The sequence below is a fragment of the Photobacterium lucens genome (assembly GCF_009873615.1).
GTDB lineage: Bacteria > Pseudomonadota > Gammaproteobacteria > Enterobacterales > Vibrionaceae > Photobacterium > Photobacterium lucens.
This window is the reverse complement of record NZ_SSMG01000471.1, coordinates 25,936-38,810: the sequence shown is the minus strand read 5'-3', so window position 1 is coordinate 38,810 and position 12,875 is coordinate 25,936. Positions and strand designations below refer to the sequence as shown.

General features: G+C 44.6%; 9 protein-coding genes. 7 read left to right on the top strand and 2 right to left on the bottom strand.

Translation table 11 applies throughout. From position 1 onward, the window contains the following. The first annotated feature begins 25 nt into the window (after nucleotides 1-25). From gltB to E5A76_RS19320, 6 genes are all read left to right on the top strand, one after another. Complete coding sequence (gene gltB / locus E5A76_RS19345) at nucleotides 26-4,489, top strand: glutamate synthase large subunit (RefSeq protein WP_161119915.1); 4,464 nt, start codon at nucleotides 26-28, stop codon at nucleotides 4,487-4,489. A 14-nt stretch (nucleotides 4,490-4,503) separates the two neighbouring features. Next, a complete protein-coding gene (locus E5A76_RS19340; protein WP_161119914.1) occupies nucleotides 4,504-5,916 on the top strand; it encodes an FAD-dependent oxidoreductase in 1,413 nt (470 codons plus the stop codon). A gap of 162 nt (nucleotides 5,917-6,078) precedes the next feature. After that, a complete protein-coding gene (mtnN, locus tag E5A76_RS19335) occupies nucleotides 6,079-6,777 on the top strand; it encodes a 5'-methylthioadenosine/S-adenosylhomocysteine nucleosidase (RefSeq protein ID WP_161119913.1) in 699 nt (232 codons plus the stop codon). 45 nt (nucleotides 6,778-6,822) lie between these two features. Beyond that, nucleotides 6,823-7,779 (top strand): cobalamin biosynthesis family protein, encoded by a 957-nt coding sequence (locus E5A76_RS19330; protein WP_161119925.1) that lies wholly within the window; start codon nucleotides 6,823-6,825, stop codon nucleotides 7,777-7,779. Continuing rightward, complete coding sequence (btuF, locus tag E5A76_RS19325) at nucleotides 7,779-8,612, top strand: vitamin B12 ABC transporter substrate-binding protein BtuF (RefSeq protein ID WP_161119912.1); 834 nt, start codon at nucleotides 7,779-7,781, stop codon at nucleotides 8,610-8,612. Before E5A76_RS19330 ends, btuF begins: the two co-directional genes overlap by 1 nt. Nucleotides 8,613-8,723: 111 nt before the next feature. Continuing rightward, complete coding sequence (locus tag E5A76_RS19320) at nucleotides 8,724-9,335, top strand: trimeric intracellular cation channel family protein (protein ID WP_023931025.1); 612 nt, start codon at nucleotides 8,724-8,726, stop codon at nucleotides 9,333-9,335. 68 nt (nucleotides 9,336-9,403) lie between these two features. On the opposite strand, the gene E5A76_RS19315 is transcribed toward E5A76_RS19320, so the two are convergent. Both E5A76_RS19315 and tyrS read right to left on the bottom strand, forming a co-directional pair. Next, the gene (locus E5A76_RS19315; protein ID WP_045065920.1) at nucleotides 9,404-10,027 is read right to left on the bottom strand and encodes a DedA family protein; all 624 of its coding nucleotides are present in this window, start codon (nucleotides 10,025-10,027) and stop codon (nucleotides 9,404-9,406) included. Between the two features lie 215 nt (nucleotides 10,028-10,242). Beyond that, entirely contained in the window at nucleotides 10,243-11,430 is a 1,188-nt protein-coding gene (gene tyrS, locus E5A76_RS19310) for a tyrosine--tRNA ligase (protein WP_008988484.1), read from the bottom strand. 126 nt (nucleotides 11,431-11,556) lie between these two features. Here tyrS and E5A76_RS19305 point away from each other — a divergent pair, with 126 nt between their 5' ends. Next, complete coding sequence (locus E5A76_RS19305) at nucleotides 11,557-12,861, top strand: peptidoglycan DD-metalloendopeptidase family protein (protein WP_161119911.1); 1,305 nt, start codon at nucleotides 11,557-11,559, stop codon at nucleotides 12,859-12,861. Nucleotides 12,862-12,875: the final 14 nt, after the last annotated feature.

The window sequence follows — 12,875 nt, the reverse complement described above, 5'->3', positions numbered from 1 at the left end:
CAAGTAGGTGCAAGGGAGAGTTGCAATGTCACTGTATGACCCATCACTGGAAAAAGATAACTGTGGTTTTGGTCTAATTGCTCACACTGAAGGGCAAACCAGCCACAAACTTGTTCGTACCGCTATATCCGCATTAGATCGCATGACTCACCGTGGTGGTATCGCCGCTGACGGAAAAACAGGTGATGGCTGTGGTCTATTAATTAAAAAACCAGATAGTTTTTATCGTATTGTAGCCGAAGAAAAAGGCTGGAATTTATCGCGAGAATTTGCCGTTGGACAGATCTTCTTAAGCCAAGATCCTGTATTAGCAGAGCAAGCACGAACGATCATTAATGAAGAACTAGCCACCGAAACCTTATCGGTTACGGGCTGGCGTGAAGTCCCTGTTAATCCAGCCGTTTTAGGCCCTATCGCTCAAGAATCCCTACCTAATATTGAGCAAGTTTTTATCAATGCCCCAGCAGGTTGGAAGCCTCGCGATATTGATCGCCGCCTCTATATTGCTCGTCGCCGCATTGAAAAACGTATTACCGAAGATAGTGATTTCTATATTTGTAGCCTTTCCACTCAAGTGATTGTCTACAAAGGGCTATTCATGCCTGCAGATTTACCTAAGTTCTACTTAGATTTAGGTGATATTCGTTTAGAGTCTTCCATTTGTTTATTCCACCAGCGCTTTTCAACCAATACCCAGCCTCGTTGGCCGTTGGCTCAGCCTTTCCGCTATCTGGCGCACAATGGTGAGATCAATACCATCATGGGTAACCGCCAATGGGCCCGTGCCCGTGGTTACAAATTTAGCTCACCTCTGTTACCCGATTTACAAACAGCAGCGCCATTTGTGAACGAAACAGGCTCGGATTCGTCAAGCCTAGATAACATGCTAGAGCTGTTCTTATCAGGCGGTATGGATCTGTTTCGTGCTATGCGCATGCTTGTGCCACCAGCATGGCAAAACCACCCTGATATGGATCCTGCGCTACGTGCATTCTATGACTTTAACTCCATGCATATGGAGCCATGGGATGGTCCTGCTGGCATCGTTATGTCCGATGGTCGTTATGCTGCCTGTAACCTTGACCGTAATGGTCTTCGCCCTGCACGTTATGTGATCACCAAAGACAAGTTGATCACCCTCGCTTCTGAAGTCGGTATTTGGGATTACACCCCAGATGAAGTATCGGAAAAAGGCCGTGTCGGTCCGGGTGAATTACTGGTTATTGATACGAAATTTGGCAAGATCTGGCATTCATCAGACATTGATAACGAACTCATGGGACGTCATCCATATAAAGAGTGGATGGACAGCCATGTAAAACGCTTAACCCCATTTGAACAGCTAGGTGATGAACAAGCGGGCGATCGCTCTTTAACTGATGATGAGCTAGCGGTTTACCACAAACAATTTGGTGTGAACCGAGAAGAGCTTGATCAAGTCCTGCGTGTTATTGGTGAAAATGGTCAAGAAGCAACAGGCTCAATGGGTGATGATGCGCCAATGGCAGTATTATCATCAAAAGAGCGACCGGTGACCGATTACTTCCGCCAAATGTTTGCACAGGTAACCAATCCACCTATCGATCCGCTGCGTGAAAAACACGTGATGTCACTTGCAACCTGCATTGGTCGCGAAATTAACGTGTTCTGTGAAACAGATAGCCATGCCCAACGTGTCGCATTTGGCTCGCCAGTACTGCTCTACTCCGATCTCGTTCAGCTCCTTGAGCTCGATGATCAATACTATGCTAACAGCATTATTGATATTAACTACAACCCTGCCGAGAAAGATCTAAAACAAGCATTGATCGATCTTTGTGATGAAGCTGAGCGCGTCGTAAAAGATGGCGCGGTATTAGTTGTACTTTCAGATCGAGGTATCAACAAAGACAAACTCCCAATTCCTGCGGCAATGGCGGTGGGTGCAGTACAAAAACGTCTTGTTGATAACAACCTTCGTTGTGACACCAACATCGTAGTGGAAACAGCAACAGCGCGCGATCCACACCAGTTTGCTGTGCTATTAGGCTTTGGCGCAACAGCGGTTTATCCATACCTTGCTTACGAATCACTCGGTCAGCTTATCGATAGCGGTGCAATCAATAAAACCTACCGTGAAGCGATGACCAACTTCCAAAGCGGCATCAACAAAGGTCTGTTTAAGATCATGTCGAAAATGGGAATTTCCACCATTTCGTCATACCGCTGCTCAATGCTATTTGAAGCGATTGGTTTAAGTGATGAAATCGTTGAGCTGTGTTTTAAAGGCGTTTCTAGCCGAATTGCTGGGGCTGACTTTAGCGACTTCCAACAAGATTTAGTCAATCTATCTCGCAGAGCATGGTTAAAGCGCAAACCAATCGAACACGGTGGACTACTGAAATACGTTCACGGTGGTGAGTTCCACGCCTACAACCCAGATGTCGTCAGTACCCTACAAAAAGCGGTGAAATCGGGCGATTATCAAGACTACTTAGCCTTTGCTAAAGAAGTCAATGAACGCCCTGTTGCAGCTATTCGTGACTTATTTAAGTTAAAAGATGGCACAACCGCGATTCCTCTTGAGCAAGTAGAAGCAGCCACCGAACTGTACAAACGCTTTGACTCAGCCGCCATGTCTATCGGGGCACTTAGCCCTGAGGCACATGAAGCACTCGCCATTGCGATGAACCGCTTAGGAGGTTGCTCTAACTCAGGTGAAGGTGGTGAAGATCCACGCCGCTTTGGTAACGAGCGTAACTCACGCATCAAGCAAGTAGCGTCAGGTCGATTTGGTGTCACGCCACACTACCTTGTCAATGCTGATGTTATTCAGATCAAAGTAGCACAGGGTGCAAAACCAGGTGAAGGTGGTCAGCTACCGGGTCATAAAGTCACCACCGAGATCGCAAAGCTGCGTTATGCGGTACCGGGTGTCACCCTAATTTCACCGCCACCGCACCATGATATTTATTCGATTGAAGATTTGGCTCAGCTGATCTTCGATTTAAAACAAGTCAATCCAAACGCTTTAGTATCAGTCAAACTGGTATCTGAACCTGGCGTTGGCACTATCGCAACGGGTGTTGCTAAAGCGTACGCTGATTTAATCACAATTTCAGGTTACGACGGCGGTACAGGCGCAAGCCCACTCACGTCGGTGAAATACGCAGGTAGCCCATGGGAGCTTGGTCTAGCTGAAACCCAACAAGCACTGGTTACCAATGGGCTTCGCCACAAGATCCGCTTGCAAGTCGACGGCGGTTTGAAAACCGGTCTTGATGTAGTGAAAGCCGCTATTCTTGGTGCTGAAAGTTTCGGTTTTGGTACTGCGCCAATGGTAGCCCTTGGTTGTAAATACTTACGTATTTGTCACCTAAACAACTGTGCGACTGGGGTTGCAACGCAGGATGAAAAACTGCGTCGTGACTTCTTCAAAGGCCTGCCTGAGCAAGTGATGAATTACTTCATCGGTGTCGGTGAAGAAGTACGAGAAATTCTTGCCCAATTAGGTGTTGAAAAGCTTACCGACCTGATTGGTCGTACCGATCTTCTTGAAACTCTGGAAGGCTTTACAGCTAAGCAGACAAAACTGGATCTGAGCCCTATTTTAGCAGCACCAACACCAAAAGAAGGCAAAACACTGTACTGCAGCGAAGCTAATACACCATTTGATAATGCCGAGCTGAGCCAAGCCCTACTAGAGCAAATCCTACCTGCAATTGAAAGTCGCAGTGGTGGTGATTTCTACTTCGATATTTGTAATACCAACCGTTCGATTGGTGCTCGTTTATCCGGTGAAATTGCTCAGCGTTATGGCAACCAAGGTATGTCAGCAAATCCTGTAACGCTACATCTTACGGGTACTGCAGGTCAGTCTTTCGGGGTATGGAACGCAGGTGGTCTAAACCTGAAATTAACAGGCGATGCCAATGACTACGTTGGTAAAGGCATGACGGGCGGTATTATTTCTATCCGTCCTCCGCAAGGCTCTGCCTTTAAATCCAGCGATGCCACGATTATCGGTAACACCTGTTTATACGGTGCTACCGGCGGTAAGTTATTTGCAGCAGGTAAAGCAGGTGAGCGTTTCGCAGTGCGTAACTCTGGCACCATTGCGGTAGTTGAAGGTGCTGGCGATAACGCATGTGAATACATGACCGGTGGTATTGTTGCCATTTTAGGTAAAACGGGCGTTAACTTTGGTGCAGGCATGACAGGCGGTTTTGCTTATATTCTTGATGAAGATGGTGATTTCGCAGGACGTGTTAACCCAGAACTTGTCGAAGCACTACCGTTAGATGAACTAAACATCCACCAAGAACACCTACGTGGTTTAATCGACCGTCACCTACAAGAAACAGGATCATGTCGAGCACAAGAGATTTTGGCGAACTTTGATCAATGGATCCCGAAATTCTATCTTGCGAAGCCGAAGTCAGCAGATATCAATACCCTGCTGGGTCACCAAAGTCGTTCAGCTTCTGAACTACGTCTTCAGGCGCAATAAGGGAGGGAAACCGAATGAGCCAGAATGTTTACCAATTTATTGACGTCGAGCGCATCGACCCACCAAAGAAGCCGCTAAATGTTCGTAAAATTGAGTTCGTTGAAATATACGAACCTTTTACGGAGCAGCAAGCAGGTGCACAGGCGGATCGTTGCTTAGATTGTGGTAACCCTTATTGTGAATGGAAGTGTCCTGTTCATAACTACATTCCTCAATGGCTAAAACTCGCTAACGAGGGGCGTATTATTGAAGCAGTAGAGCTATCTCACCAAACCAACACACTACCTGAGGTGTGTGGTCGAGTTTGTCCACAAGACAGATTATGTGAAGGCTCTTGTACCCTTAATGAAGACTTTGGTGCGGTAACTATCGGTAATGTCGAAAAGTACATTACCGATAAAGCCTTCGAGATGGGCTGGAAACCAGACATGTCAGGGGTTGAATGGACAGATAAAAAAGTTGCCATCATCGGCGCAGGTCCTGCCGGATTGTCATGTGCTGATATTCTTGTTCGTAATGGCGTAAAACCTGTGGTCTTTGATCGCTACCCTGAAATTGGTGGCTTGCTAACCTTTGGTATTCCGTCATTCAAACTTGAAAAAAACGTGATGGTAAACCGTCGTAAAATCTTTACTGAAATGGGGGTTGAGTTTCAGCTCAATACTGAAATTGGTAAAGACATCACCATGGAATACCTGCTGGCAGAATACGATGCTGTTTTCTTAGGGGTAGGTACTTACAAAAACATGCGCGCTGGGTTAGAGAACGAAGATGCAAACGGCGTTTATGATGCGCTGCCATTTTTAATTTCTAATACCTACAAAGTGATGGAGTTAGAGAACAGCGCACCTTTCCTTGATATGAAAGGTAAACGTGTGGTGGTATTAGGCGGTGGTGATACTGCGATGGACTGTGTGCGTACTTCCATTCGCCAAGGTGCTAACGATGTGGTGTGTGCTTATCGTCGTGACGAAGCCAATATGCCCGGCTCTAAACGTGAGGTAAAAAATGCCCGCGAGGAAGGCGTAAACTTTATGTTTAACCTTCAGCCATTAGGCATTGAAGTCGATGACGCTGGCAAGGTTACAGGCGTAAAAGTCGTGAAAACTGCACTAGGTGAGCCAGATGAAGCTGGTCGTCGCCGTCCTGAACCTGTTGATGGTAGTGAGCATGTATTAGGGGCTGATGCCGTGATCATGGCCTTTGGCTTCCAACCTCATGCAATGCCTTGGCTTGCACCATTTGATGTAGAGCTCGATCAATGGGGACGTATTAAAACCTCATATGAAGCGCACTTTGCATATCAAACAACTAACCCGAAAATCTTTGCGGGCGGTGATGCGGTGCGAGGCTCAGATTTGGTGGTCACCGCCATTGATGAAGGTCGAAAAGCGGCTGAAGGGATCTTGGATTACCTTGAAGTATAACCCGTAGAACATATCAAAAAGCGGAGGGGAAACCTTCCGTTTTTTTATTCGTGCCGTTCCTGAGTAACGATTACTTTTGGTATAAATTCTCTCGCTCATGGTACACTTATTCCCATTAATGGCACCTTGGGTGCGTCGCTTGAACAACAAGAGAACGAATCAATGAAAATCGGCATTATTGGCGCAATGGAGCAAGAAGTTGCGATCCTAAAAGCACAACTAGAAAACTGCGAAACCCACAACAAAGCAGGTTGTACTATTTACACCGGTACGCTAAATGGTGCGGATGTTGTCTTGTTACAATCAGGCATTGGTAAAGTAGCCGCAGCAGTAGGTACTGCAGTACTACTTGAAACCTTCCAACCTGATGTTGTGATCAACACAGGCTCTGCTGGCGGTTTTGAATCAAGCCTTAACGTTGGTGATGTTGTGATCTCAACAGAAGTTCGCTACCACGATGCTGACGTAACAGCATTTGGTTACGAAATCGGTCAAATGGCACAACAGCCAGCAGCTTTCCTATCTGACGAAAAGCTGATGAATGTGGCAGAGCAAGCATTAGCCTCTCTTCCAGAACAACCTCACGCTGTTCGCGGTCTGATCTGTACTGGCGATGCATTCGTATGTAGCGCTGAAAAGCAAAACTTCATTCGTACTAACTTCCCATCCGTCGTTGCGGTTGAAATGGAAGCGGCAGCAATTGCACAAGCATGTCACCAGTTCAAAGTACCATTTGTTGTAGTTCGTGCAATTTCTGATGTTGCTGATAAAGAATCACCAATGAGCTTTGATGAGTTCTTGCCACTTGCAGCGAAAAGCTCATCAATCATGGTAGAGAAAATGGTTGAGCTACTTAAGTAATCTGACTTAAGTTAACCACTTTAACGATAACAGCTGTCACGGATGATGGAATCACTTGTTGCGTTACTCACAACCAATAGCTCCCTACTCGCTTTGTGGGGGGCTTTATTATTGCACTGGGTTTTACCCATTCCCTACCCACTTCACCCTATTGTGATTTGGCAACGCCTTGCGCTACTCATTGCCGAACGGGTTAATCATCCCAAAGAAAATCCATCCCAACGTATTCTCGCAGGCTCATTAGCTTGGTTTTTAATGTCAGGCACGGTACTGATTTTATTATTCGCTTTCAGCCAGCTAGTTTGGTATCAAACGATTTTCCAAATGACCTTGCTGTGGATGGCAATTGATTGGCAAACCTCAGCAAAACTCGCCAAACAGTTTAATCAAGCCTATAACCTTGAGCACAAAGGGCGATGCCGAGAATTACTCGCCGATCACGTCAATCGTAATACTGAAAATTTATCACTACTTGGGCTGGGTAAAGCTGGAGCAGAAACCCTATTACTTGGCTACGGGCGCAATGTGATTGGAGTATTATTCTGGTACGCCATTGGAGGTGGCATTGCTGCGATTATGTATCGCTTAGCCATTAGCCTTGCCCGTACATGGTCACCGAGCCGTGAACAATACCGTTTCTTTGGCCTACCAGCGATCCGTATTGCACTTATTTTAGATATCGTACCGCTGCGCCTATTTGCGCTGTTAATTACCCTAGGTCAAAATGCCAAGCTCGCTTTCAAAGGGCTAATGCAACAAGGTGAAAATTGGCAGTTACCTGGGCCTGGCTGGTTACTGGTAGCAGCGGGTCACAAACTGTCTTTATCACTGGGTGGCCCTGCGATGTACAACCAAATAAAAATGGAGCGACCTCGTATTGGCGGCAAAATAGCACCAGCATCGCTTCATCTTGCTCAAATTCAGCAATTAATGACCAGCCGACTATGGTGTTGGATCATCATCGAAAGCGGCTTACTCATTCTTTTTCACGGACTAGCTTAATGCGCTTCCTGCTTCTCATTGTTATTGCTCTATCACCATTTTCCTCTGCCTTTGCTGCACAATCACAACCTGTTCAACGCATCATTAGTTTATCGCCACACATGACTGAACTCGCTTATAGTGCAGGATTGGGAGATAAACTGATCGCTGCCAGCGATTACAGTGATTACCCCGAACAAGCAAAAAAGCTAGAGCGTGTCGCCAACTATCGCGGGATTAAAATGGAGCGTATTCTGGCACTAAAGCCCGATCTGATACTAGCGTGGAAAGGCGGCAACCCAAATCGAGAAATGGCGCGGTTACAACAACTAGGAATTAAGATTTTTTATTCAAATCCAACTCAATTAACAGATATTGCAGATACGATTATCAAACTAGGTCAATTTTCAGATGATCCAAGCATAGCTAAAACAGCTGCGACACAATTTAAGCTGCAATTGGCAAACATAAAAGAGCAATACAAAAACAAACCTAAGGTTCGTTACTTTTACCAATTAAGTGACAGTCCTATTTTGACACTATCTGACGGTAACTGGCCCAGCCCTGTTTTTAGCTTTTGTGGCGGTGAGAATATTTTTGCCAACAGCACAGCTGCTTATCCGCAAGTTAATCAAGAACAAGTTGTTGTACGTCAACCTGACGTGATCTTTGGCTCAAGCCATGCAACATCACAAAAAAATAGCCCATGGTTAAATTGGCAAGGTGAACTGCCAGCAGTTGATAACCACCACCTTTACCAGCTTAATAGTGATTGGTTAAACCGCCCAACATTACGCACGCTCAATGCGATTAAACAAGTGTGTCAACTTCTGGATAAAGCAAGAAACCAGTAATCTTTGCTGTGAAAGGCTTCACTAAAGATAGATTTTATTGTTGTACCTAATACTTTTGTCAGTACAATCGCCTGCCAACTTCCCCACTTCTCAACTTGATTAGGGATCAACATGCTCATCTATATTCTCGATATGTTCGGCACCGCCATTTTTGCGGCTTCGGGAGTACTCATGGCTGGAAGATTACGGATGGATCCTTTCGGCGTCATTGTATTAGCCAGCGTAACCGCCATTGGTGGTGGCACCATTCGTGATATGGCATTAGGTGCAACCCCTGTTTTCTGGATCACTGATACTAATTATCTTTGGGTGATCTTTATTACCTGCATCTTCACCATGCTTGCTACCCAACGTCCTAAACGTATGCCTTGGTATTTTTTACCTGTCGCTGATGCCATTGGGCTTGCCGTGTTTGTTGCTATCGGTGTTGAAAAAGCCCTACGCTATGGTGCATCACCAATGGTTGCGGTGATCATGGGTGTAATCACAGGCTGTGGTGGTGGCGTTATCCGTGATGTATTAGGCCGAGAAATCCCAATGGTGTTGCGTATGGAAGTGTATGCTACTGCCTGTATTATTGGTGGTATTGTACACACTGCAGGCTTATCGCTTGGGATATTACCTTCTGTTGCTGCTGTGATGGGAATCATAACTACCCTCACCATTAGGCTTGCCGCTATTCGCTGGAATTTATCCCTGCCTATCTTTGCCTTACGCAGCTAACAAAAAACCGCCTATCTTGGCGGTTTTTTTATAACGTCTATTTTATTAATACAGCAAATAGCAACTGTTTATTCTTCGATAGAAGTTGCACGACGACGTTTAAAGTGACGAATAACCCACCACGCTAATGCACAAACCAGTACAACAACAACAGCCCAGCATTGCATTTGATATTTATGATAAAACGCTAAAATTGGACCTAATTCATCATGTAAATAAGCTGGTGCAACACCGAAAACAAGCAGCCATACAGTAACAGCTAAGAAATTACCGAGTAGGAAAAGCTGAACTGGCATCTGGGCAATACCACAGCCAATACACATAAATTGCTTAATACCTTCAACAAAACGGCTGATCACTAACCCTAACATGCCGTAGCGATCAATAAACTGGTGAAGTTTGCTTAAGGTACGAGGCTTAATCCATTCTTTTTTGGTTAAGACATGGCCAAACTGACGGCCAATAAAGTAACCAATACTGTTACCAATAAAGCTACTTGCCCAAGCCACAGTTAACACCATTGGCAGAGACATTTTACCGGTAGAGGCAAGTAAACTAGCTACAATCAATAATGACTGACCAGGTGCAGGAATACCCATACCTTCAACAGCAATGGCTAGAGCTAAAATATAGTATCCATACTCGTGCAGTAACGGGGTCAGTTCGGTAATAATATGTTGAATCGATTCCATAGCCAGTCTATGTAATAAAAGTGAAAGGTGATTTTTGATAGTAGCTTGTCTATTGGAGAAGGCATAACGATCAAAGCTAGAAAGTAAGCTTTCACAAAACACAATGCATTAAGATTTAAAGCCAACCTATTATTTATAAAGACTATTTTACAGATAATAAAAAAGGACGCCTAAGCGTCCTTTTCTGTATTCTCAATCACATAAGATCAAATTGATTATTTAATCGTCACGCGAGCAAACTTACGCTTACCTACTTGGAATACATAGTTACCAGCAGCAGGTACTAATTTAGTATCTTCTACTTTCTCACCATCTTGCTTCACAGCGCCTTGACGGATCATACGCATTGCATCAGAAGTTGAGTTAACCAGTGCCGCTTCTTTTAGTAAGTTAGCAATTGGTAGACCTGCTTCGAATTCAAACTCAGGCATTTCATCAGGTAGGTTACCTTTTTGGAAACGACTGATGAACTCTTGAAGTGCAGCTTCTGCTTCTTCTTCAGAGTGGAAACGTGCAATGATTTCTTTCGCTAGTAGGAACTTCACATCACGTGGGTTCTTACCTGCTGCAACGTCAGCTTTAAATTGCTCGATCTCGCTCATTGGGCGGAATGATAGCAACTCGAAGTAGCTCCACATTAGATCGTCAGAGATAGACATGATCTTACCAAACATTTCGCTTGGTGCATCAGCAATACCAATGTAGTTATTTGCTGACTTAGACATCTTCTTAACGCCGTCTAAACCAACAAGTAGTGGCATCGTTAGGACAACCTGAGGTTTTTGACCGTGAGATTTTTGTAGCTCACGACCCATTAGTAGGTTGAACTTCTGATCCGTACCACCTAGCTCTACGTCAGTTTCCATTGCTACTGAGTCGTAACCTTGTAGTAATGGGTACATGAACTCGTGGATCGCAATTGGACGGTTTTCTGTGTAACGCTTTTTGAAATCGTCACGCTCTAGCATACGAGCAACCGTTTGGTTAGATGCTAGACGGATCATACCTTCTGCACCTAGCTCTGATAGCCATGTAGAGTTAAACGCAATCTTCGTTTTAGCAGGATCTAGGATCTTAAATACCTGCTCTTTGTATGTTTCTGCGTTACGCAGTACATCTTCACGAGTTAACGGTGGACGAGTTACGTTCTTACCAGTTGGATCACCAACCATACCTGTAAAATCACCAATTAGGAAAGTGACTTCATGGCCTAGTTCCTGAAAAGTACGCAACTTATTAAGAATAACCGTGTGACCAAGGTGAATATCAGGGGCTGTAGGATCGGCACCCAATTTAATACGTAGTGGACGGTTTTCTTTTAGCTTTTCAATCAGCTCAGCTTCAGGGATAAGCTCATCTACCCCACGCTTTATCTCAACAAGTGCTTGTTCAATGTTGGCCATTCTTGTTCGCTCCCACAAAATTGGCAAAAATAATCAGTAGACCATCTTACTTGAATAGCAGGCTTTTTTGAAACCAGTTAGACTGAACGTCGTTTATTTTTTCGGAATATATGTGAAAAAATCAGTATGAAAGGAACTTCATCGCCTCGCTTCCCAAGGAAGAACCTCTTTTTTATCATTTTAATTAGTTTCGCTACTCTCGGTCTCATTGCATTACCTCCTCCAGAACAAGAGAGTGATCCCGAAACAGAGCGTAAATTTAAAATCGGTGTCGCTTATCCTGTCTCGATCTCATCAGCCTCCACAACAGCCTTTTCCAATACAGAAGAAACCCAAAAGCTCACATGGAAAAAACATGTTATTGAAAGCGGTGAAAGTTTAGCGATCGCTTTTAATAATATTGGCCTTGATGGTAAAACCTTACACGCCTTACTAGAAACTGACGAGAACACCAAACTCCTTGAGCGACTTCGCCCAGGTAATATCATTGAGTTTGGATTTAATAAAGAAGGGCAACTGACGGAACTTCGCCATCCTCGTAATCATTTAGAAACGCTTATCGTTCGCCATAACGGTGAATCATTCACCAGTGAGCTCGATAAAAAAGAAATCGAAACCCATACCAATTTTGCCCATGCCACCATTGAAACTAGCTTCTGGAGTGCCGCTGATAAAGCGGGTTTAACAGCCAATCAAATCATGGAAATTGCAGCACTATTTGGTTGGGATATCGACTTTGCACTCGATATACGTAAAGGCGACAAATTTGAAGTACTGTTTGAACAACACTACCTTGATGGACATCCTGTTGATCGCGGTTCAATTTTAGCAGCTACCTTTACCAACATGGGGCAAACCTTTACCGCGGTTCGTAATGAAGATGGAAAGTACTACGACAAAGATGGTCAAGCAATGCGTAAAGCCTTCTTACGATCACCTGTCAACTTCCGTTATGTTAGCTCTAACTTTAACCCTCGCCGTCTACACCCCGTCACAGGGCAAGTGAAAGCGCACCGTGGCACTGATTATGTCGCACCTGTTGGTACGCCTATTTGGGCGGCTGGTGATGGCGTGGTATTAAAATCTGCCTATAACAAGTTCAATGGTAACTATGTTTTTATCAAGCACAGTACTAAATATGTCACGAAATACCTGCACTTAACTAAGCGTATGGTCAAAACTGGGCAACGCGTAAAACAAGGCGATACCATTGGTACCTTAGGCGGAACAGGTCGTGTAACAGGCCCACACTTACACTATGAATTCTTAGTCAATGGCGAGCACAAAAACCCTCGCACAGTGGATTTACCACAAGCCAATTCACTATCAGGTAAAGAGCAAACTGCATTTAAACAACGTGCAAAGCAACAGTTAGCAAATATCAAGCAGTTGAGTCAGTTAGTGGCCAATAACAGTATTTTGCTAAACTAGCCTCAAATTAAAGA

Bases quoted from the DNA above. Each gene is read 5' to 3' on its own strand.
- mtnN (WP_161119913.1), top strand. From the start codon at position 6,079: ATGAAAATCGGCATTATTGGCGCAATGGAGCAAGAAGTTGCGATCCTA.
- tyrS (WP_008988484.1), bottom strand. From the start codon at position 11,430: ATGGCCAACATTGAACAAGCACTTGTTGAGATAAAGCGTGGGGTAGAT.
- E5A76_RS19330 (WP_161119925.1), top strand. From the start codon at position 6,823: ATGGAATCACTTGTTGCGTTACTCACAACCAATAGCTCCCTACTCGCT.
- E5A76_RS19305 (WP_161119911.1), top strand. From the start codon at position 11,557: ATGAAAGGAACTTCATCGCCTCGCTTCCCAAGGAAGAACCTCTTTTTT.
- gltB (WP_161119915.1), top strand. From the start codon at position 26: ATGTCACTGTATGACCCATCACTGGAAAAAGATAACTGTGGTTTTGGT.
- E5A76_RS19320 (WP_023931025.1), top strand. From the start codon at position 8,724: ATGCTCATCTATATTCTCGATATGTTCGGCACCGCCATTTTTGCGGCT.
- btuF (WP_161119912.1), top strand. From the start codon at position 7,779: ATGCGCTTCCTGCTTCTCATTGTTATTGCTCTATCACCATTTTCCTCT.
- E5A76_RS19315 (WP_045065920.1), bottom strand. From the start codon at position 10,027: ATGGAATCGATTCAACATATTATTACCGAACTGACCCCGTTACTGCAC.
- E5A76_RS19340 (WP_161119914.1), top strand. From the start codon at position 4,504: ATGAGCCAGAATGTTTACCAATTTATTGACGTCGAGCGCATCGACCCA.